Source organism: Streptomyces sp. NPDC048337 (genome assembly GCF_043201175.1).
Taxonomy (GTDB): domain Bacteria; phylum Actinomycetota; class Actinomycetes; order Streptomycetales; family Streptomycetaceae; genus Streptomyces.
The window spans coordinates 112,749-131,979 of the sequence record NZ_JBICYR010000015.1; the positions used below are offsets into that span (position 1 = coordinate 112,749).

19 protein-coding genes are annotated in these 19,231 nt (G+C 73.3%); 10 read left to right on the forward strand and 9 right to left on the reverse strand.

What is annotated here, in order from left to right; all coding sequences use genetic code 11:
- Nucleotides 1-76: 76 nt before the first annotated feature.
- Nucleotides 77-397 carry a DMT family transporter gene (locus tag ACGFYU_RS23660; protein ID WP_393829297.1) on the forward strand — a complete coding sequence of 107 codons (321 nt, stop codon included), beginning with the start codon at nt 77-79 and terminating at the stop codon, nt 395-397.
- Nucleotides 397-948: a TetR/AcrR family transcriptional regulator gene (locus tag ACGFYU_RS23665; RefSeq protein ID WP_393829298.1), complete on the forward strand. Its 552-nt coding sequence runs from the start codon at nt 397-399 to the stop codon at nt 946-948. The genes ACGFYU_RS23660 and ACGFYU_RS23665 overlap by 1 nt, the downstream gene beginning before the upstream one ends.
- Nucleotides 949-974: 26 nt before the next feature.
- Here ACGFYU_RS23665 and ACGFYU_RS23670 read toward each other — a convergent pair whose 3' ends face one another.
- Nucleotides 975-1,850 carry a winged helix-turn-helix transcriptional regulator gene (locus ACGFYU_RS23670; RefSeq protein WP_393829299.1) on the reverse strand — a complete coding sequence of 292 codons (876 nt, stop codon included), beginning with the start codon at nt 1,848-1,850 and terminating at the stop codon, nt 975-977.
- Nucleotides 1,851-2,008: 158 nt separating this feature from the next.
- Between ACGFYU_RS23670 and dapD the strand changes: the two genes are divergently transcribed.
- A complete protein-coding gene (gene dapD, locus ACGFYU_RS23675) occupies nt 2,009-2,989 on the forward strand; it encodes a 2,3,4,5-tetrahydropyridine-2,6-dicarboxylate N-succinyltransferase (protein ID WP_393829300.1) in 981 nt (326 codons plus the stop codon).
- Nucleotides 2,990-3,095: 106 nt separating this feature from the next.
- On the opposite strand, the gene ACGFYU_RS23680 is transcribed toward dapD, so the two are convergent.
- From ACGFYU_RS23680 to ACGFYU_RS23695, 4 genes are all read right to left on the reverse strand, one after another.
- Nucleotides 3,096-3,497 carry a cupredoxin family copper-binding protein gene (locus tag ACGFYU_RS23680; protein WP_393829301.1) on the reverse strand — a complete coding sequence of 134 codons (402 nt, stop codon included), beginning with the start codon at nt 3,495-3,497 and terminating at the stop codon, nt 3,096-3,098.
- 374 nt (nt 3,498-3,871) lie between these two features.
- Nucleotides 3,872-4,126 carry a hypothetical protein gene (locus tag ACGFYU_RS23685; RefSeq protein WP_393829302.1) on the reverse strand — a complete coding sequence of 85 codons (255 nt, stop codon included), beginning with the start codon at nt 4,124-4,126 and terminating at the stop codon, nt 3,872-3,874.
- A gap of 175 nt (nt 4,127-4,301) precedes the next feature.
- Entirely contained in the window at nt 4,302-4,754 is a 453-nt protein-coding gene (locus tag ACGFYU_RS23690; RefSeq protein WP_393829303.1) for a GNAT family N-acetyltransferase, read from the reverse strand.
- 61 nt (nt 4,755-4,815) lie between these two features.
- The gene (locus tag ACGFYU_RS23695) at nt 4,816-6,657 is read right to left on the reverse strand and encodes an endonuclease/exonuclease/phosphatase family protein (protein WP_393829304.1); all 1,842 of its coding nucleotides are present in this window, start codon (nt 6,655-6,657) and stop codon (nt 4,816-4,818) included.
- Nucleotides 6,658-6,954: 297 nt separating this feature from the next.
- Here ACGFYU_RS23695 and ACGFYU_RS23700 point away from each other — a divergent pair, with 297 nt between their 5' ends.
- The 3 genes from ACGFYU_RS23700 (at nt 6,955) to ACGFYU_RS23710 (ending at nt 11,724) form a co-directional block, all read left to right on the forward strand.
- Complete coding sequence (locus ACGFYU_RS23700) at nt 6,955-8,460, forward strand: hypothetical protein (RefSeq protein ID WP_393829305.1); 1,506 nt, start codon at nt 6,955-6,957, stop codon at nt 8,458-8,460.
- A 113-nt stretch (nt 8,461-8,573) separates the two neighbouring features.
- Complete coding sequence (argG, locus tag ACGFYU_RS23705) at nt 8,574-10,019, forward strand: argininosuccinate synthase (protein WP_393829306.1); 1,446 nt, start codon at nt 8,574-8,576, stop codon at nt 10,017-10,019.
- Nucleotides 10,020-10,284: 265 nt separating this feature from the next.
- A complete protein-coding gene (locus ACGFYU_RS23710) occupies nt 10,285-11,724 on the forward strand; it encodes an alkaline phosphatase PhoX (protein WP_393829307.1) in 1,440 nt (479 codons plus the stop codon).
- 32 nt (nt 11,725-11,756) lie between these two features.
- Here the strand turns inward: ACGFYU_RS23710 and ACGFYU_RS23715 are convergent, their stop codons facing one another.
- The 4 genes from ACGFYU_RS23715 to ACGFYU_RS23730 all read right to left on the reverse strand — a co-directional run bounded on the left by ACGFYU_RS23715 (nt 11,757) and on the right by ACGFYU_RS23730 (nt 15,268).
- Nucleotides 11,757-11,933 (reverse strand): hypothetical protein, encoded by a 177-nt coding sequence (locus tag ACGFYU_RS23715; RefSeq protein WP_382644467.1) that lies wholly within the window; start codon nt 11,931-11,933, stop codon nt 11,757-11,759.
- 102 nt (nt 11,934-12,035) lie between these two features.
- Nucleotides 12,036-13,277, reverse strand: coding sequence for a TerD family protein (locus tag ACGFYU_RS23720; RefSeq protein WP_393829376.1), 1,242 nt, complete (start codon nt 13,275-13,277; stop codon nt 12,036-12,038).
- 93 nt (nt 13,278-13,370) lie between these two features.
- Nucleotides 13,371-13,592, reverse strand: coding sequence for a hypothetical protein (locus tag ACGFYU_RS23725; protein ID WP_393829308.1), 222 nt, complete (start codon nt 13,590-13,592; stop codon nt 13,371-13,373).
- A gap of 116 nt (nt 13,593-13,708) precedes the next feature.
- Nucleotides 13,709-15,268 (reverse strand): aldehyde dehydrogenase (NADP(+)), encoded by a 1,560-nt coding sequence (locus tag ACGFYU_RS23730; protein WP_393829309.1) that lies wholly within the window; start codon nt 15,266-15,268, stop codon nt 13,709-13,711.
- 127 nt (nt 15,269-15,395) lie between these two features.
- Here ACGFYU_RS23730 and ACGFYU_RS23735 point away from each other — a divergent pair, with 127 nt between their 5' ends.
- The 4 genes from ACGFYU_RS23735 to ACGFYU_RS23750 all read left to right on the forward strand — a co-directional run bounded on the left by ACGFYU_RS23735 (nt 15,396) and on the right by ACGFYU_RS23750 (nt 19,216).
- Nucleotides 15,396-16,178 carry an IclR family transcriptional regulator gene (locus tag ACGFYU_RS23735; RefSeq protein ID WP_393829310.1) on the forward strand — a complete coding sequence of 261 codons (783 nt, stop codon included), beginning with the start codon at nt 15,396-15,398 and terminating at the stop codon, nt 16,176-16,178.
- Between the two features lie 85 nt (nt 16,179-16,263).
- Nucleotides 16,264-17,250 carry a hypothetical protein gene (locus tag ACGFYU_RS23740; RefSeq protein ID WP_393829311.1) on the forward strand — a complete coding sequence of 329 codons (987 nt, stop codon included), beginning with the start codon at nt 16,264-16,266 and terminating at the stop codon, nt 17,248-17,250.
- Nucleotides 17,250-18,542 carry a sensor histidine kinase gene (locus ACGFYU_RS23745; protein ID WP_393829312.1) on the forward strand — a complete coding sequence of 431 codons (1,293 nt, stop codon included), beginning with the start codon at nt 17,250-17,252 and terminating at the stop codon, nt 18,540-18,542. The genes ACGFYU_RS23740 and ACGFYU_RS23745 overlap by 1 nt, the downstream gene beginning before the upstream one ends.
- A gap of 59 nt (nt 18,543-18,601) precedes the next feature.
- Nucleotides 18,602-19,216: a response regulator gene (locus ACGFYU_RS23750; protein WP_393829377.1), complete on the forward strand. Its 615-nt coding sequence runs from the start codon at nt 18,602-18,604 to the stop codon at nt 19,214-19,216.
- The last annotated feature ends 15 nt before the right edge of the window (nt 19,217-19,231 follow it).

Here is a 19,231-nt window from a genome sequence, read left to right on the forward strand (position 1 = left end):
GGTAGCGCCGCGGGGCGCAGGAGTCCCGGGGCGTGCGTGTGTACAGGTGTACGCAACGATGTGTACGCTAGTACACATGCCGTACGTGTTGCTTGCCGCGGCCATCGCCGCCGAGGTCGCCGGGACCACCGCCATGAAGTACAGCGAGGGCTTCACGAAGCTGTGGCCCTCGCTGGGCACGCTGCTGGGCTACGTCATCGCCTTCACGCTGCTCGCGCAGACGCTGAAGTCGATGTCGGTCGGCACGGCGTACGCGATATGGGCCGGGGTCGGGACCGCCGCCATCGCCGCCATAGGCATGGTGTTCATGGGGGAGGCGGCCACCGCCGCGAAGATCGCCGGGATCCTCCTGGTGATCGGCGGGGTGGTCCTGCTCAACCTCGGCGGGGCGCACTGATGGCCCCCGCCGTACGGCGCTACGACCCCGACCGGCGCCGGCGGATCATCGACGCGGCGATCCGGGTGGTGGGCGCCAAGGGCATCGCGGGGCTGAGCCACCGCAGCGCGGCGGCGGAGGCCGACGTACCGCTCGGGTCGACGACGTACCACTTCAAGACGCTCGACGACCTGCTGGTCGCGGCGCTGCGCGAGGCGAACGAGGGCTTCGCGCGGGCGGTCGCGGACTCGGCCGCGCTGGCCGATCCGGAGGCGGACCTGGCGGGGGCGCTGGCCCGTCTGCTGGGCGAGTTCCTGGCGGCGGACCGGGGCCGGGTGGAGCTGGAGTACGAGCTCTACCTGGCGGCCCTGCGGCGGCCGGCGCTGCGGCCGGTGGCGGCGGAGTGGTGCGAGTCCGTGGCCACGGCGCTGGCCTCCCGCACGGATCCGGTGACGGCCCGGGCCCTGGTCGCGGTCATGGACGGCATCAGCCTCCAGGTCCTCCTGGCGGGCACGGAGTACGACGAGCGGTACGCGCGCGACATCCTGACCCGGGTGCTCCGCCCCGCCTAGCGGCCCCGAGCGCGGAGCCCCGGGGGTCAGGTGGCGGCGCGGACCGATGCCAGGGCCGCGGACACGCTCGCTTCGATGTCCTGGATCGGGTAGAAGACCTCGCGTACGGTGCGGTCCCGGTCCACGACCAGGGTCAGCCGCTTCAGCCGCGTCACGCCCCCCGCCCGGAACGTCGGCAGCCGCAGCGCCGCCGCCAAGGCGAGCTCCGCGTCCGAGAACAGCGGGAACCGCAACCGCTCCTGCTCCGCGAACTCCCGCTGCTCGTCCACCCGCTGGGTCGACACCCCGTGCACGGTGGCGCCGGCCGCGGTGAACTCCGCGAGCTGGTCCCGGTACGTGCACGACTCGAACGTACAGCCCTTGGCGCCCGGGATCCCCGCCCACCCCGGCGGGTAGGACTCGGCCCGGGCGTACGCGCCCGGGAAGCAGTACAGGACCGTGAACGGCGTATCGGCCACCGGGTCGGCGACCTCGCCGAACCGGTTCGGCAGCAGCAGCTCCGGTAGCCGGGTGCCCCGCAGCGCGTGCACCCGCTTCGCCTCCCGCGAGGCCTCTTCGGTGGTAGCCGTCATCTCTCCCTCTCCCAGGATCCAACTGTCCCCCCAGTCCTGGAGGGCGATCAGCACCGGCAGCAGCCCCCGCCCCCGCGGGGTCAGCCGGTACTCGTGCCGTACCGGGCGCTCCCGGTACGGCACGCGCGTCAGCACCCCCGCCTCGACCAGCAGCTTCAGCCGCTCGGTCAGGACCTTCCGTGACACCCCCAGCTCGCGCTGGAGCTCGTCGAAGCGGTGCACGCCGCGCGCCGTGTCGCGCACGATCAGCAGCGTCCACCAGTCGCCCACCACGTCGAGGGCCTGGGCGATGGAGCAGTCGGCGTCGCCGAGCGCGGTCCGCTGGGCCATGGGAACTCCTTTGTCCGTGGACCCGGGGCTGTGCTGCCATGGTGGCATAGTCCGTTCCCAAAAGGAACTCACAGCCCGCCCCCGTACGCCGACACGCCGCGCGCCCGGCACATGAGACCGGTTCGCAACCGCGGGCCGTCGCCGGTTAGGTTTCTGGCATGACTGCTACGCGTACCACCGGCGCCGTCGCCGCCGGCCTTGCCACCCTCGCCGCCGACGGCACCGTCCTCGACACCTGGTTCCCCGCCCCCGAGCTGGTCGCCGAGCCCGGCCCGGCCGGCACCGAGCGCCTCACCGCCGACCAGGCCGTGGAGCTGCTGGGCGCCGCCGCGGCCAAGGCGATCCGCCAGGACGCGGTCCGCGGCGTCGAGGTCGTGGCCGTCCGTACGGTGATCGCCTCCCTGGAGGACAAGCCGCTGGACGCGCACGACGCGTACCTGCGCCTGCACCTGCTCAGCCACCGCCTGGTCAAGCCCCACGGCCAGAACCTGGACGGCGTCTTCGGCCTGCTGGCCAACGTCGCCTGGACCTCGCTCGGCCCGGTCGCGGTCGACCTGGTCGAGACCGTCCGCCTCAACGCGCGCGCCGAGGGCCTGCACCTCCAGGTCACCTCGATCGACAAGTTCCCGCGGATGACGGACTACGTCGCCCCCAAGGGCGTGCGCATCGCCGACGCGGACCGCGTCCGCCTCGGCGCGCACCTCGCCGAGGGCACCACCGTCATGCACGAGGGCTTCGTCAACTTCAACGCCGGCACCCTGGGCACCTCCATGGTCGAGGGCCGCATCTCGGCGGGCGTCGTCGTCGGCGACGGCTCCGACATCGGCGGCGGCGCGTCCACCATGGGCACCCTCTCCGGCGGCGGCAAGCAGATCATCTCGATCGGCGAGCGCACCCTGATCGGCGCCGAGGCGGGCGTCGGCATCGCGCTGGGCGACGAGTGCGTCGTCGAGGCCGGCCTCTACGTGACCGCGGGCACCCGCGTCACCCTGCCGGACGGCCAGATCGTCAAGGCCCTGGAGCTCTCGGGCGCCAACAACATCCTCTTCCGCCGCAACTCGGTCACCGGCGCAGTCGAGGCCCGCCCGTACAAGGCGGCCTGGGGCGGCCTGAACGAGGTCCTGCACAGCCACAACTGACGGCCCGCCACAGCGCTGGTCGCCGGCACCGAGCGCCCTCCCGCGGCCGACAGGCCGGGGAGGGCGCTTCTGCGTCCCGGAAAGGTGCTCGCTCCGTCATTCGGCGTCAGCTGACGACGAGGGTCCCCTTCATCTGCGGGTGGAGGGAGCACACGAAGTCGTAGCTGCCGGGCTTGGACGGTGCCGTGAAGGTGGCCGACTTGCCGGCTTCGATCGTGCCGGTGTCGAAGGCATAGCCGTCGGTGGCGGTCAGGGTGTGCGGAGCCGAGTCCTTGTTCACCACGGTGACCGTTGCACCGGCGCTCACCTTGACGTCCGCAGGGATGAACTTGAAGCCTTCGATGCGGACTTCCGTACCCTCGACCGTCACGGCCGACGCGGCGGCGGGCTGGGACAGGGGCGCGGCGCTGGTGGCAGTGACGCCGCCGACGGCGAGCAAGGCGCAGGCGGCACCGACCGCTGCTCCCCGGGTAAGGTTGCGCATGCGGCGGGAACGCGTAGGAGACATGGTCGTTCCTCTCACAGATCTGTGATGGTCCTGGCCGGCCCTGACGGTCTCCTTCGTGACCTCGCCAGGCCGGTACGCGTCCGCCTGCCGCGGGCGGGGTGCAGTGCGCCACCGCTGGTGATCGGCCGCATGGATGCCTGCTGTGGACAGCAGGCCGGGCGCACCGGTGCCCGGTGGCTTCCCGGAGCCCGGCCCCGGCCCCGCGGACGCGCGGAAGACTCCCGTTCGGATCCGAGTCTCTCCCCTCATTGTCCCAGGACCCCGCTACCGGGGCACTTCGGCGCCGCCGGCGCAGCGGCCCGGTCCACGCGAACGCCCTCCCACCCCGGCCGGGGTGGGAGGGCGTTCGCGTCACAGGTGCGTGCGTACGCGGGTCAGCGCAGCGGGATCGTCCGGACCAGGCCCGCGAAGGCCTGCTGTTCCGCCTCCGTCAGCTCCACCGACTCCATCGGGTGCGCGGCGGCGGTGCGCTGGGCCGGGATCACCGGCAGGCCCTCGAAGGCGCCTGGCTCCGGGTGGTGGAAGCGGCTGTCCCACAGCATGTGGCCGAGGCCGACGACCCAGACGAGGGCGGCGACGAGCAGGAAGGCGAGGCCGATTTCCTGGGCGAGGGAGATGGAGGGGAACACGCGGTCCTCCGGAGGGTGCGGGGTACCGGGGTACAAGGCGGTGCAAGATCGGGCGTGGGGCCACTCAACACCACATGCCGCCGATTCGGTAGGGATGTGGCGAGCGTCACGCCAGGGCCGAAAGTCCCCACCTTGTCCGAGAACGGCCCCCGGCGCGACCCCGCCACGCCGACCGCTACGGCTCCAGGTCCAACTTGAAGCCCTCGTGGCTGCGGGCGAAGCCGAGCCGCTCGTAGAAGCGGTGGGCGGCACCGCGCCGCTTGTTGCTGGTCAGCTGGACCAGGCCGCAGCCGCGCTCGCGGGCCCGGTCCACCGCCAGCGCCATCAGCTCCGCGCCCAGGCCCCCGCCGCGCCGGTCCGGGCGGATCCGTACCGCCTCGACCAGGGCCCGCTCCCGGCCGTCCTGGCCGAGGCCCGGGATGTAGGTCAGCTGGAGGCAGCCGATCACGTTCCCCTCCGGCTCCGTGAGGACGAGCATCTCGTTGCGGGGGTCGGCCCCGATCGCCGCGAAGGCCCGCTCGTGCGCCTCGCCGACCACGATCGAGGCCGGGTCCACCACTCGCTCCTCGTCGGCCAGCAGGGCGAGTACGGCGGGCAGGTCCTCGCGGGTTGCGGTACGGAAGATCATGGCCAGGAGTGTGGCAGAGGGCCCGGCTGTGGACGGCAGCCGGGCCCTGCGCCGTCCCGGGCTACGGCTTGAAGCGCAGCACCTGGGGGTCGTGGTCGCTGTTCTGGGCCGAGAACTCCGCGTTGATGTGCACGCTGTCGTACGTGAAGGACTTGATCGCCGGGCTCGTCAGGATCTGGTCCAGCACCTGGGCGTTGCCCTGGTAGACGTAGGAGTAACGTTCCGCCTTCGGCAGCGACTTGATCGCCGGGTAGAGCGCGCCGCCGTCCGTCAGCGCGTTCGTCGTCGCCGAGAACTCGAAGTCGTTGATGTCGCCGAGGATGAGGACGTTCGCGTTCTTCTCCGCCGCCAGGATCTCCTTGACGAAGCCGTTCACGGCCTGCGCCTGGAGCAGCCGCTTCTCCTCCGACTTGCGCACCGGCGGCTGGTGGTGCGAGGTCAGGCCCTCGTCGCCGCCCTTGGAGCCGAAGTGGTTGGCGATCACGAAGACGGTCCGGCCGCGGAAGACGAACTCGCCGGCCAGCGGCTTGCGGCTGTCGGCCCACGCCGGGTTCGCCGGGTCGATGCGGCCGGGGGAGTGGGTGAGGGCCGCGTGGCCGTTCTCCCGCACGACGCCGTTCGCGGTCGTCGCGTCGCCCGCGGCGCGGTCGGTGAAGGAGACCCGGGCGGGGTTGAAGAGGAACACCTGGCGGATGTTGCCGCCGGGCTCCCCGCCGTCCTTCTTGTCCTCCGGGTTGATGGTCCGCCACTGGTAGGCGGGGCCGCCCGCGGCGGCGATCGCCGCCGTGAACTTCGTCAGCGTCTGCTCGGCCGAGACGGTGCCGTCGTTCTTGGCGCCGTTGTCGTCCTGGATCTCCTCCAGGGCGAGGATGTCGGGGGAGGCGAGGTTCTCGACGACCGCCTTGGCGAGGTTGTCGAACTTCTCCTGCGGGTCGGTCGGGTCGAGGTTCTCGACGTTGTACGTCGCCACCGCGAGCTCACCCGGGCCCTGCGCCTTGGTCTTCTCGGGGGCGAGGGTGCCCGCCTTGACCGTGCCGAGGGTGCGGGCCACCAGGGTGTAGCCGCCGAACTGGTTGAAGTCCAGCGGGCCTTCGGTGGTGCCGGTCAGCCTGTCGCCGACGTTGGCCACCGGGAAGGGCTGCTGCGCGATCGGCGCGAGCTGCTGGATCTGGAGGCGGCCGGTGTTCTGTGACTCGTAGGAGCCGTAGACCGTGCCGCCGCGCTTGGCGGCGTTCTCCCAGCCCTTCACCGTGACCCACAGCTCGGAGTACGGGTCGGTGGCGCCGACCACGCGCGAGGTGCCGATCTTGACGTTCATGCCCTCGAGGGACTCGTAGTAGTCCAGGGCGTAGCGCGTGGGCTCCAGGGTCAGGCCGTTGATGCTGCCGGCGGCGGCCGGGTCGCCGGCCGGAGCGTACTCGGCGGGCACCGAGTACTCGTTGATGGCGGTGGCCTCGGGCAGCGCGTTGCCCGAGGAGACCACGGTGACCGTCGGCTTGGAGATCTGGGTCGCCGACTGGTTCCCGGAGTTGACGCCGCCGGGGACGTACTCGCCGACCGTGCCGGAGACCTTCACCGCGTCGCCCACGGCGACGGTCGGGGCGGAGCTCGTGAAGACGAACACGCCCTCGCTGGTGGCGTCGTTGTCGTCGGCCTCCGGGTCCTGGATCCAGAACCCGCGCGAGCCGTACGTACGCACGCCCGTCACGATGCCCGCGACATCGGCGACCTGCTTGCCGTTGAGCGGGGATATCCGGGTCGTGCCCTGGATGTCGTGGATGCGTATCGGATCGGCGGACACGGCGCCTTCGGCCGCGTCGGCGGAGCCCGCGAGCAGGCCGGTGGCCAGCGCGGTGGCGACGAGGGCCGCGACGGCGGCGGAACGGGGATGCGAGGAGCGCATGGGCGGGAACTCCGGTGTGGGATGGGGAAGAAGGAGACAGGTGGGGCAGTGGGATCCGCGAGATCTGCGGGAGGTCTGCGGCCCGCGAAACATCTACGCGCGTCAATTTCCTGTGTGGCCAGCAAAGTTGTCAAGGCCTCCAGGGGATACGAAAGCTGACTGTGGGATGAACCAAAGGCGATGACCCGCCGCCGACGCCCGAAATGCGTCTACGCTGGGGCGCCCGGCCGGCCGCCCGACGGATCGTCACGGCCCGCCCCCACCGCGTCCCACCGCGTCCGCGAGGAGAACCGCCCCATGTCCGCAGAGCCGCACCCCACGCTGCCGCCGGTTCGGCTGCACTCCGATGCGGAACTGGCCCGCGACGCCCTTGTCGCCCCGCTGTTCGCCCGCGCCGTGCGGCTGGCCCGCTGGGCCGGACCCGACACCCGCGTCGAAATCGGCGGTGAACTCGCCGCCGCCCAGCTCCCCGAGGCCGCCGAGGTGCTCGGCCTCGACCCCGCCGACCCGGACTCCGCGGTGTACGCGAGCCAGGCCTGGCGGGTGGCCGTGGACACCGGCCTGGTCGACGTGACCGAACCGGAGGAGGAAGGAGGCTCCGCGGACTCCGGAGCGGAAGAGGCCGGCACCGCCGCCCCCGGTGAGGACCTGGAGCTGGTGACGGGCGGCGCGCCCGGCGACGTGCTCGACCTGTGGCTGGCCGCCCTGGACACGGTGCTCGCCGACGCGGCGGTACCCGATCTGGACGACCTCGTCGACGCGCTGGACGAGGGCGGCGAGATCGACTTCGACCAGCTGGACTGGAACCCGCGGCGCGAGGCGGACTTCCTCGACGGGGTCCTCGCCAACCTCTACCTGCTCACCGTCGCCGAGGGCGGGGCGGCGGAGGGGCCTGTTCCGCTGCCCGTGCTCGCCGCGTCCATGGTCGTGCCCGACGACATGGGGGAGCCGACCGACGCCGTCCTGGAGCAGGTCTCGGACGCGATGATGCGCCTCGACGACCAGTTCCGGCAGCTGGAGCCGATCGGGCTGGTCGAGTACCAGCCGGTCGACGAGGCGCTGATGGCGGAAGCCGACGATGAGGAGCTCGCGGCGGGCGCGGCCGGCGGCCGGGCCGACGGTGGCGTGGACGACGACGAGGACGTCTCCCGGTACGGGATGGTCCGGCTGACCCCCCTCGGCCTGTACGGGGTCCGCGCCCGGATGCTGGAGGCCGGGGTCGAGGCCCCCGCGGTCGGCGAACTGGCCGACAAGGGCGCGGACGCGCTGCTCGACGCGGTCTCCGCCTATCCCGAGCACGCCGCCCAGGCCGAGATGGAGCTGTGGCTGGCCGGCCGAGAGGCTCCCGCCGCCGTGACCGAGCTGCTGGACGCCGCGCGCGGTGACGATCCGGGCGCCCCGCTGCGGCGGCTGCGCTGCCAGCAGGCCCTGGCCCCGGCCGGGCCGGAGGCCGAGCCCGCGGTCCGCTCGGTGCTGGACGACCCGGAGCTCGGGGGACTCGCCCGGGTCTGGCTGGCCGAGCGCGGGGTGGCCGACGTACCGGCGCCGGACGGGGCGATGGTCTTCTGGCTGACGGTCGACACGATCGCGGCGCAGCTCGCCGCCGACGGGGAGACCGAGGAGCTGCCGCTCCTCATGGAGACCCTCACCGCGCACCACGCCGGGTTCTTCGACCAGGTGTGGCGGGTGGAGCACCCGGCGACGGCGTACGTCCTGGAGGCGATGGGCCGCCTCCACCCTGACAAGAAGGCGGCGAAGGAGGCCCGCAAGGCGGCGTTCAAGGCGCGGTCCCGGCAGCCCTGACCAGAGGAGACGGGCCGGGCCGGCCCCGGGCCCTGAGCGGCCCCGCCGGGCCCGGAGGGGCGATCGGACCTGGACCCTTTGCATGAACATACGCGTTAATGCATACTCTTCCTATGTCCAAGGTCCTCACCTCCCTCCCCGCCGGCGAACGCGTCGGCATCGCCTTCTCCGGCGGCCTCGACACCTCCGTCGCAGTCGCCTGGATGCGCGACAAGGGTGCCGTCCCGTGCACCTACACCGCCGACATCGGCCAGTACGACGAGCCCGACATCGCCTCGGTGCCCGGCCGTGCGAAGACCTACGGCGCCGAGATCGCGCGCCTGGTCGACTGCCGCGCGTCGCTGGTCGAGGAGGGACTGGCCGCGCTCACCTGCGGCGCGTTCCACATCCGCTCGGGCGGGCGTGCCTACTTCAACACGACGCCGCTCGGCCGCGCCGTCACCGGCACCCTGCTGGTCCGGGCGATGCTCGAGGACGACGTACAGATCTGGGGCGACGGCTCGACCTTCAAGGGCAACGACATCGAGCGGTTCTACCGCTACGGTCTGCTCGCCAACCCGCACCTGCGGATCTACAAGCCCTGGCTCGACGCGGACTTCGTGACCGAGCTCGGCGGCCGCAAGGAGATGTCGGAGTGGCTGCTCGCCCACGACCTCCCCTACCGTGACAGCACCGAGAAGGCGTACTCCACCGACGCCAACATCTGGGGCGCCACCCACGAGGCCAAGACCCTGGAGCACCTCGACACGGGCGTCGAGACCGTCGAGCCGATCATGGGCGTGCGGTTCTGGGACCCCTCGGTCGAGATCGCCACCGAGGACGTGACGATCGGCTTCGACCAGGGCCGCCCCGTGACGATCAACGGCAAGAAGTTCGCCTCCGCCGTCGACCTGGTGATGGAGGCCAACGCCATCGGCGGCCGCCACGGCATGGGCATGTCGGACCAGATCGAGAACCGGATCATCGAGGCCAAGAGCCGCGGCATCTACGAGGCCCCGGGCATGGCCCTGCTGCACGCCGCGTACGAGCGCCTCGTCAACGCGATCCACAACGAGGACACCCTCGCGCAGTACCACAACGAGGGCCGGCGCCTCGGCCGCCTCATGTACGAGGGCCGCTGGCTCGACCCGCAGGCGCTGATGGTGCGCGAGTCGCTCCAGCGCTGGGTCGGCTCGGCCGTCACCGGCGAGGTCACCCTGCGGCTGCGGCGCGGCGAGGACTACTCGATCCTCGACACCAAGGGCCCGGCGTTCAGCTACCACCCGGACAAGCTGTCCATGGAGCGCACCGAGGACTCCGCGTTCGGCCCGGTGGACCGGATCGGCCAGCTCACCATGCGCAACCTCGACATCGCCGACTCGCGCGCCAAGCTGGAGCAGTACGCCGGCCTCGGCCTGATCGGCACCGGCAGCCCCGCCATCGGCGCCGCCCAGGCGGCCGCCACCGGGCTGATCGGCACCCTGCCGGAGGGCGGCGCCGAGGCCATCGCCTCCCGCGGCGAGGTCTCCGGTGAAGAGGAGATGCTCGACCGAGCCGCGATGGAGTTCGGCACGGACTGAGGCACGGACTGAGGCATGACCTGAGGCACGGACGTGTCCCCGGCCGGCCCGGCGCCCACGGCGCCGGGCCGGCCGTTGCCGTTCCGGGGGCCCGGGGCCGGGCGTCGACAACGCGTCGTTCCTGGGGCGGAGTTGGCCATTCCGGGCGCGGGCAAGGGGTCGGCTCCGCTTGGCGGGTAGTTCAGCCGCCGTTCACGTGCGGGCGGGAGCGTGTGCGCCGACGACCGCACGACAGGCGCACCACCTCCCCACCCCTGGAGACCCGATGCCGCTCAGCCGTAGAGACTTCACCGCCCGCACCGTCATCGCAGGCGCGGGAGTCGCGCTCACCGGGACCGTCGGCGCCCTCGCCACCGCCCCCGGGGCGCTGGCCGCCGACGACAGCGCGAGCCGCGACGAGCACGGGCGGCCCTGCGAGCCCGGCTACGGCCCCCTCGTCCCCGACCCGGCCGGTCTCCTCGCCCTCCCCGCCGGCTTCACCTACCGCGTCATCACGCACAGCGGGGTCACCAAGCTGGAGTCCGGCGAGATCACCCCGTCCAACCACGACGGGACCGCCGCCTTCGAGGGCCACCGCGGGGTCACCCTCCTCGTCAACAACCACGAGCTCAAGGGCAAGCGGGCGAACTGGGCCCACCCCGTCCCGCTCACCGAGGGCCTCGTCTACGACCCGGCCGCGGCCGGCGGCTGCACGGTCGTCGAGGTCCGGCGCGGCGGCGAGGTCGCCGAATGGGTGGGCGTCGCCGGTACGTCGACCAACTGCGCGGGCGGCGCCACCCCCTGGGACACCTGGCTGACCTGCGAGGAGACCGAGGACCTGGCCGGCAAGAACGGCATGACGAAGGACCACGGCTACGTCTTCGAGGTCGACCCGCACGACCGCCGCGCCAACCGCGACCCGCAGCCGGTCAAGGCCTTCGGGCGGTACGCGCACGAGGCCGTCGTCATCGACCCGCACCGGGGCCACGCCTACCTCACCGAGGACGCCTCCGGCCCCAACGGGCTCCTCTACCGCTGGAACCCGCCGGCCGGCTTCCGCCACGGGCGCGGCAAGCTCCGTACCCTCTCCGCCGACGCCGGCGTGCTCCAGGCCGCCAAGTGCATCGACAGCTCCGGCCGCTTCGTAGACGACCTCTCGCGCGCCACGAAGATCGGCACGGTCTACGGGGTCGACTGGGTGGACGTGACGGACCGCGACGCGCGGACCGTGCCCGTGCGCAAGCAGTTCGCGGACGGCGTCGTGACGCGGGCGCGCAAGCTGGAGGGCATGTGGTGGGCCGACGGCGGCGCGTACTTCGTCTCGTCCTACGCCCGTGAGGAGAGCCCGGGCGCGGCGCACGACGGCCAGGTCTGGTTCTACGACCCCAAGCGGCGCACGGTCCGGCTGACCGTCCTGATCGGGGTGAACGCCAACCCGTCGGCGGACGGCGGCTACGACGGCCCCGACAACATCACCGTGTCGCCGTACGGGGGCCTCGTCATCGCCGAGGACGGCTCGGGCCTCCAGCACCTCTTCGGCGCGACCGAATCGGGCCGTACCTACCCGCTGGCGCGCAACGAGCTGAACATCGGGACGGCCGAGGAGCCGGAGTACTCCGAATTCACCGGTGTCTGCTTCTCCCCGGACGGGCGCACCCTGTACGCCAACATCCAGGACCCGGGCATCATGCTGGCGATCACCGGGCCGTGGCGGCGCGCGCACTGACGCCGCGCGCACGGCCGCCGCGCCGTCGGCGCCTACTGGGCCGCGGAGACCTCCGCCCGGGAGGCCGCGGCCCACTCGGCGAGGAGGAACTCATACGCCTCCGAGGGCCACTCGCCGTCCACCCGGGTCTCGACAAGGTGCCGTATCGCCTCGTTCGCCTCTGCGGCGGACGGGCGGGCGGGCCCCGCGATGGTGAGTGACTCGTGCATACCTCCAAGACTACGGGCGGGCACTGACAGCCACCTCCGGATTACGCGTGGCATCCATCACCCGCCGTCCCCCGCTGTGGCCCCATGTGCCCGCCCACCTGCTCAGAGTGCCTGCGCGGCCGGCTTGACCATGCCGCGCACTGTGCGCGACTTCACAAACTCGCCCATGGCGGTCATCTCCCACTCGCCCGAGAACTGCTTGATCAGCTTGGCCATCATGACCCCGGTCTGCGGCTCGGCACCGGTGAGGTCGAAGCGCACCAGCTCCTCCCCGCTCGCCGCGTCGATCAGCCGGCAGTAGGCCTTGGCCACCTCGGTGAACTTCTGCCCGGAGAAGGAGTTGACCGTGAAGACCAGTCCGGTGGCGTCCGCGGGGAGCCGGCCGAGGTCCACGACGATCACCTCGTCGTCGCCCGCGCCCTCGCCCGTCAGGTTGTCTCCGGAGTGCTTGATGGCGCCCCCGAGGATCGACAGCTTGCCGAAGTAGCAGCTGTCGATGTGGTTGCGCTGGGGCCCGTAGGCGATGACGGACGCGTCGAGGTCGATGTCCCGGCCGCCGAAGGCGGGCTCCCAGCCCAGGCCCATCTTGACCTGGGAGAGCAGCGGGCGGCCGCCCTTGACCAGGGAGACGGTCTGGTTCTTCTGGAGGCTGACCCGCCCCTTGTCCAGGTTGATCTTCCCGGCTCCGGCCGCGGCGGCCACGGGGGCGGGGGCCGGCGGGGCCGGGGGAGCGGCCGGGGCGGGCGTGGAGGGGCCGCCGAGCCAGGGGGAGGCCGGGTAGGAGGCCGGCGGAGCGGGGGGAGCCGGGGGTGCGGCCGGGGCGACGGCGGCGGGCGCGGGGGCCGCCGGCTCCTCGTCCACGGAGACCCCGAAGTCCGTCGCGATGCCGGCGAGGCCGTTCGCGTACCCCTGGCCGACCGCGCGCACCTTCCACACGCCGCCGCGCTGGTAGACCTCGACGACGACGAGCGCCGTCTCGGGGCCCAGCCGCGGCGGGGTGAAGGTGGCGATCACCGCGCCGCCGTCCGCGTTGCGCACGGTGGCGGTGGGCTCGATGCCCTGGAAGCTCTGCCCGGCCGCGTCGGGGCTGGCCGTGACCACGATCCGCTCGATGCCCGGGGGCAGCGCGCCGGTGTCCACGGTGATCGAGTCCGGCGCCGCGCCGCCGCCGGACCGGTAGCTGACGCCGGGGCCGGAGGGCTGGTTGTAGAAGATGAAGTCGGCGTCGGAGCGCACCTTGCCGTTCGCCGCGAGGAGGAGCCCCGATACGTCGAGCCGCACCGGAGCAGCCACGTCCACCGTCACACGGACGGCATTGAGCGGCAGGTTGGAACCAGGGGTCATAGCGGTCATGCCCGGAGAACGACCGAGGGCGCTTTGCCGTTCCCTTACCCTCGCGCGAGATTCCGTACGGGCTCCGTACGGAATCCGAACGGCTCAGCGCCGGTTGCGGGGGTGGTTCCTCGCGGTGCGCTCGTTGCCGAACTTGTACGAGCCGGTCCAGCGGGCCATCACCAGCTGCGCGTCGCCGGCCCCCACCTCGGCGAGGAACTTGTGGGCCCGGCTACCGCGGAGGGTGGCCGCGGTGCGCCCCTGGTGGGTGATGACGACGGAGTGGTCGCGGTGTTGTTCGTACGAGAACCCGTGCGGCTTCGGCATGGACCGCAGCCTGCCCCGCCCCGGGCGGAGGCGGCAACGCAATTGGCGCCGCCGCGGCCGCCACCCGGCACCCCGCGCGGGCGGCGGGGTCCCCACCCCCACCCGGCGGCCTCCGCTCAGCCGCCCGTCACGCGGCGCGGCAGCCCCAGCGGGTTGGCCTCGCGCAGCTCGGCCGGAAGGAGCGCGTCCGGGACCGACTGGTAGGCCACCGGCCGCAGCCAGCGCTCGATGGCCGTCCCGCCGACGGAGGTGGAGTGGGAGGTCGCGGCCGGGTAGGGGCCGCCGTGGTGCTGGGCCGGGGCCACGGCCACCCCGGTCGGCCAGCCGTTGACCACGATCCGGCCCGCGAGCCCCGTGACCTGGGAGATCAGCTCGGAGGCCGGGCCCGGCGCGCCCTCGGTCTCGGCGGCCGACAGCTGGAGGGTGGCGCTCAGGTTCCCGGAGAGCCGGTCCAGCACCGCGGCCGCCTCGCGCTGGTCGGCGTACCGGACGACGACGGTCACCGGGCCGAAGCACTCCTCCAGGAGCACCCCGTAGGAGTGAACGTCGGTGCCCTCGGTGTTCCCGGCGTTCTCGGCGTTCCCGGCGAGCAGGCCGGCCGGCACGGTCAGGTACCCCGCTCCGACGGTGTGGTCACCGCCGGAGCCCGGGGTGACGGGCGCGGCCACGCCGGGCAGTGCGGCCCGCTCGCGGACCCCGGCGACGAAGTTCTCCCGCATCCGGTGGTCGAGCAGCACCCCGGGCTCGGTCTCCCCGAGCGCCTTGGTGAGCGCGCCGGTGAGCCGGTCGCCGTCCGCGCCCTCCGGGACCAGGACCAGGCCGGGCTTCACGCAGAACTGGCCGACGCCGAGGGTGACCGAGCCCGCGAGCCCCGTACCGATCTCCTCAGCGCGCTCGGCGGCGGCGGCCGGCGTGACCACGACGGGGTTGAGGGAGCCGAGTTCCCCGTGGAAGGGGATGGGCACGGGCCGGGCGGCGGCCGCGTCGAACAGGGCCCGCCCGCCCCGGATCGAACCGGTGAACCCGGCGGCGGCCACCAGGGGGTGGCGGATCAGTCCCAGGCCCGCGTCGAACCCGTGGACCACGGAGACCACCTCGGCCGGCAGCCCGGAGGCGACCGCCGCCCGGCGCAGCAGCGAGGCGCACAGCTCGGAGGTGGCGGGGTGGTCGGGATGCGCCTTGACGACCACCGGGCAGCCGGCGGCCAGCGCGCTCGCGGTGTCCCCGCCGGGGACGGAGAAGGCGAGCGGGAAGTTGGAGGCCGCGTAGACCGCGACCACGCCGAGGGGCACCTTGTAGCGGCGCAGTTCGGGGCGCGGGGGGCTGAGGGAGGGGTCGGCGCGGTCGATCCGGATGTCGAGGTAGGCCCCCTCGTCGACGGCGTCGGCGAAGGCGCGCAGCTGGCCGGTGGTGCGGGCCAGCTCGCCGGTGAGCCGGCCCGGGCCGAGCGCGGTCTCGGCGTCGGCGGCCTCGATGACGTGCGCGGCCGCCTCGTCGAGCAGGGTGGCGGCCGTGCGCAGGAAGGCGGCGCGGGCGGCGGCGTCGGCGAGCGCGCCGCGGGCCGCGTGGGCGGCCCGTACGGCTTCGTCCACCTCATGGGGTGTGGCCTCCACCGCAACCTGCTCGCGCTGCTTCCCGGTGCGGGGGTCCACACTCCAGACTGGTGTCGTCGTCATGACCCGCTGCCTCCTGGATCGTTCAGTATTCTGAACGCCGTTCCGGTGGATGAATGATCACATCTGCTGCGGACTCTATTTCCGCGTCCTCCGCGTGACAAGAGGCGACCAGAGGGGAAGCGCGCGCATGACGACGACCGAGGCGGGGCCCCCGGACCGGGCGGCGGCGGTCAAATCGGCGGTCCGGACCGTCGTACTGCTGGAACACTTCGCGGCGCGGCCGGGGCTGCACAGCCTCGCCGACATTCAGAACGACCTCTCCCTGCCCAAGTCCAGCCTGTACATGCTGCTGCGCACGCTGGTGAACCTGGGGTGGGTGGAGACCGACGCGACGGGCACGCGTTACGGCATCGGCGTACGGGCGCTGCTGGTCGGGAGCTCGTACATCGACGGCGACGAGGTGGTCGCGGCGGCCCGGCCCACCCTGGACCGGCTCTCCGACGACACGACGGAGACCATCCACCTGGCCCGGATGGACGGGACGAGCGTGGTGTACCTCGCGACCCGCCAGTCCCAGCACTACCTGCGGCCCTTCACCCGGGTCGGGCGGCGGCTGCCCGTGCACTCCACGGCGCTGGGCAAGGCGCTGCTGGCCACGCACACGGACGAGGAGGTGCGGGCTCTGCTGCCGCGGCGGCTGGAAGCGGTCACCGAGCACACCATCACCGACCGGGAGCAGCTGATCGAGGAGCTGGCGCTGGTGCGGGAGCAGGGGTACGCGGTGGACCGGGAGGAGAACACCCTCGGGCTGCGCTGCTTCGGGGTGGCGGTGCCGTACCGGACGCCGGCGCGGGACGCGGTGAGCTGCTCGGTACCGGTGGCGCGGCTGACGGCGGGGCACGAACAGGCCATCAAGGCGGCGCTGTTCGAGGCGCGGGACCGGCTGTCCGTGGTGACGCGGCGGATGTGAGGCTCCTGGTTCCTCCCCCACGCGGGGGAGGCGGTTCCCCTTGGAGGGGGAGGTGGCGGGAGGGCGGACACGGGACCGTTGGGCCATGACCACGCGAGCAGTCAACCCGTCGAAGTACGAGACCCGGCCGTCGGCCCCCGACCTGGGGGCCGGGCGGCGGATCCTGCGGGCGGTCGCCCTGGCCGCCACCGTGCCGTATCTGGCGCTCAAGACCGCCTGGCTGTCCGGGAGCCGGATCGGGATACCGGACGGCAGCGTGCTGCTGGACCCCGGCACGTTCCTCATCACGGCGAACGCCGTCACCGTGGCGATGGACGCCTGCGTGATCGTGCTCGTTCTGGTGCTCACCAGACCCTGGGGGAGACGGGTGCCGGCCTGGTTTCTGACCGCCCCGGTGTTCGTCGCGACTGGACTGCTGACCCCGATCCTCCTCGGGTTCCCGGGCCAACTGCTCATACGGGCACTCGGCTTCGGGGCGGAGCCCGCCGCGGAGGCCGCGCGGGAGCCCTTCCTGGACCCATGGGTGTTCAACGTGGTCTACACCGGCTTCACCGTCCAAGGACTCGCCCTGGCCGCGCTGTTCGTGCCCTATGCGCGGGAGCGCTGGGGCGGGCGGTGGCAGGGCGTGACGGGGACGCGGCTGCCGTCGCCCACGGGGGTGGTGGCGGCGGCCGCGGCGGCGGTCGGCCTGGCGATCGCGGCGGCGCACCTGTACTGGGCCTGCGGCGGTACGGCCGGCCTGGATCCCGAGCGGGTGGCCGCACGGTCCGCCGAGACCGTCGTGGTGACCGTGGTGCACGGGACGTGCGCGCTCGCCGCCGGGGCGGGGGCCCTGCTCCTGGCCCGCGGCGGGGCGCTCCCGGCGCGGTGGCCGCTCGGCCTCGCCTGGACCGGCGGGGCGGCGACCCTGAGCTGGGGGACCTGGATGCTGGCCACCGCGCTGGGACCGCAGTTGGACGGGGGCGAAGGGCCTTCCGCCCTCGGCCTGTTGACCTACGCTGGGCAGATGATCACCGGGTTGCTCTCCGCCACCGTCCTCATACGGTTCCTCACCTCCCGCCGCGAGGGGTGATGCGCGACGGTCTGGGCAGGCTGCTCGGGGTGCGGGCACGGCTGCGCTGGGTCCACCTGATACTCGGCGGCGCCCTGCTGATGCCGTACTTCCTCCTCACCCAGGTGGGGGTCGGCATCGCGGCCGGCGGGGTCAACGCCCTCAGCTCCTTCCCGCTCTCCCTCGCCGCATACGCGGCCGCCCTGCCGCTCGTCGCGGCCACCGCCGTCTTCGGGCTGGTCCGGCCGCTGTCGGTGACAGCGGTGCGGGTCATGTGCGGGGTGCCCGGGGACCGGCTCGCCGAGGGGCCGGCGCGGTCCTGGGCCGCGCGGGGGCGGACCTCCGCCTGGTGGACCCTGCACCTGGGGGTCGGGGCGCTGGTCAGTGGGCTCACCCTCGCGGTGCCGCCCATGGCGGTGGTCCTGATCACGCTGCCGTTCGTGAGCGGGCTGCGGAAGGCCCGGCTCGGACTGGGCTGGTTCGACACCCAGGCCGATCCGTACGTCGCGCCCCTGCTCGGGGCCGGTCTGCTGGCCGGGCTCGCCCTGTGCGCCGCCGGGGCCGGGGCGCTGCTGGCCCGGCTGGCGCCCGTACTGCTGGGGCCGACGACCGCCGACCGGCTGGCCGCGGCCGAGGAGCGGGCCGCCGACCTGGCCGTGCGCAACCGGCTCGCCCGCGAACTGCACGACGCGGTCGGGCACGCGCTGAGCGCCGTCACCCTCCAGGCGGTCGCCGCCCGCCGGGTGCTCGACAGCGACCCCGCCTTCGTACGGGAGGCGCTGGCCGCGATCGAGGACACCACCCGGCGGACGGTGGGGGAGCTGGACGCCGTACTGGGCCTGTTGCGGGACGGGGATCCGGCCCGGCCGGACGCCGCGCCCGCACCGACCCTCGCCGCCGACCTCGACGGGCTCCTCGCCCGCACCCGGGCCGGGGGCACCCCCGTCACCGCCCACCAGGACCCCGGTCCAGCCCGGGACTGGGAGGCCCTTCCGGCCATCGCCTCCCGCGAGGCGTACCGGATCGTCCAGGAGGGCCTCAGCAACGCACTGCGCCACGGCGCGGGTCCGGTGGAACTGCGGATCCGCGTCCAGGGCCGGGAAGGGACCCCACACCGTGACTTGGAGATCACCATGACCAATCCGCCCGCCGCACCGGAGGACCGGGACCGGGAGCCCCGCACCACGGGGGGCCGCGGGCTGCGCGGCGCCGCCGAACGGGCCGCGCTCCTCGGCGGCAGCGTCGAGGCCGGCCCGCACGAGGGCCGGTGGCGGCTGCGGGCCGTCCTGCCGCTCGCCGGAGGCGACCGGTGAGCGCACCGGCCCCGGCGACCCGGCCGCCCCTGCGCATCGTGCTCTGCGACGACGAGCGGATGGTCCGCACCGCCCTGCGGGTCATCCTCGAGGCCGAAGCCGACCTGGAGGTCGTCGGCGAGGCGGCCACCGGCGCCGAGGCCGTGTCACTGGTGCGCTCCCTCGCGCCCGACGTGGTGCTGATGGACGTCCGGATGCCCGAGATCGACGGGATCCGGGCGACCGAGCAGATCCTCGCCACCATGGCCGAGCCGCCCCGCATCGTGGTCGTCACCACCTTCGAGAACGACTCCTACGTCTACGGGGCGCTGCGCGCGGGAGCCTGCGGGTTCCTCCTCAAGCGGGCCGATCCCGACGAGCTGATCGGCGCGGTCCGGCTCGTCGCCCGCGGCGACTCGCTGCTCTTCCCGGCCGCCGTCCGCTCCCTCGCCGCGGCGCACACGGCCGGCGCCCCGCCCGCCGCACCCTGGGTGGCCCGGCTCACCGACCGGGAGGCCGACGTCCTGCGGCTGATGGCCACCGGACTGTCCAACCACGAGATGAGCGAGCGCCTCGGGGTCGGCCCGCAGACGGTCAAGACCCACGTCGCGGCCGTCCTCGCCAAGACCGGCTCGCGCGACCGCACCCAGGCGGTCATCGCGGCCTACGAGGGGGGCTTCATGAAGAAAAGCTGAGAACCCCGCCACAAT

What these genes read in the sequence shown, in the direction of transcription:
- ACGFYU_RS23660 (WP_393829297.1), top strand. Translation starts at nt 77, where the DNA reads ATGCCGTACGTGTTGCTTGCCGCGGCCATCGCCGCCGAGGTCGCCGGG.
- ACGFYU_RS23665 (WP_393829298.1), top strand. Translation starts at nt 397, where the DNA reads ATGGCCCCCGCCGTACGGCGCTACGACCCCGACCGGCGCCGGCGGATC.
- ACGFYU_RS23670 (WP_393829299.1), bottom strand. Translation starts at nt 1,850, where the DNA reads ATGGCCCAGCGGACCGCGCTCGGCGACGCCGACTGCTCCATCGCCCAG.
- dapD (WP_393829300.1), top strand. Translation starts at nt 2,009, where the DNA reads ATGACTGCTACGCGTACCACCGGCGCCGTCGCCGCCGGCCTTGCCACC.
- ACGFYU_RS23680 (WP_393829301.1), bottom strand. Translation starts at nt 3,497, where the DNA reads ATGTCTCCTACGCGTTCCCGCCGCATGCGCAACCTTACCCGGGGAGCA.
- ACGFYU_RS23690 (WP_393829303.1), bottom strand. Translation starts at nt 4,754, where the DNA reads ATGATCTTCCGTACCGCAACCCGCGAGGACCTGCCCGCCGTACTCGCC.
- ACGFYU_RS23695 (WP_393829304.1), bottom strand. Translation starts at nt 6,657, where the DNA reads ATGCGCTCCTCGCATCCCCGTTCCGCCGCCGTCGCGGCCCTCGTCGCC.
- ACGFYU_RS23700 (WP_393829305.1), top strand. Translation starts at nt 6,955, where the DNA reads ATGTCCGCAGAGCCGCACCCCACGCTGCCGCCGGTTCGGCTGCACTCC.
- argG (WP_393829306.1), top strand. Translation starts at nt 8,574, where the DNA reads ATGTCCAAGGTCCTCACCTCCCTCCCCGCCGGCGAACGCGTCGGCATC.
- ACGFYU_RS23710 (WP_393829307.1), top strand. Translation starts at nt 10,285, where the DNA reads ATGCCGCTCAGCCGTAGAGACTTCACCGCCCGCACCGTCATCGCAGGC.
- ACGFYU_RS23715 (WP_382644467.1), bottom strand. Translation starts at nt 11,933, where the DNA reads ATGCACGAGTCACTCACCATCGCGGGGCCCGCCCGCCCGTCCGCCGCA.
- ACGFYU_RS23720 (WP_393829376.1), bottom strand. Translation starts at nt 13,277, where the DNA reads ATGACCCCTGGTTCCAACCTGCCGCTCAATGCCGTCCGTGTGACGGTG.
- ACGFYU_RS23725 (WP_393829308.1), bottom strand. Translation starts at nt 13,592, where the DNA reads ATGCCGAAGCCGCACGGGTTCTCGTACGAACAACACCGCGACCACTCC.
- ACGFYU_RS23730 (WP_393829309.1), bottom strand. Translation starts at nt 15,268, where the DNA reads ATGACGACGACACCAGTCTGGAGTGTGGACCCCCGCACCGGGAAGCAG.
- ACGFYU_RS23735 (WP_393829310.1), top strand. Translation starts at nt 15,396, where the DNA reads ATGACGACGACCGAGGCGGGGCCCCCGGACCGGGCGGCGGCGGTCAAA.
- ACGFYU_RS23740 (WP_393829311.1), top strand. Translation starts at nt 16,264, where the DNA reads ATGACCACGCGAGCAGTCAACCCGTCGAAGTACGAGACCCGGCCGTCG.
- ACGFYU_RS23745 (WP_393829312.1), top strand. Translation starts at nt 17,250, where the DNA reads ATGCGCGACGGTCTGGGCAGGCTGCTCGGGGTGCGGGCACGGCTGCGC.
- ACGFYU_RS23750 (WP_393829377.1), top strand. Translation starts at nt 18,602, where the DNA reads ATGGTCCGCACCGCCCTGCGGGTCATCCTCGAGGCCGAAGCCGACCTG.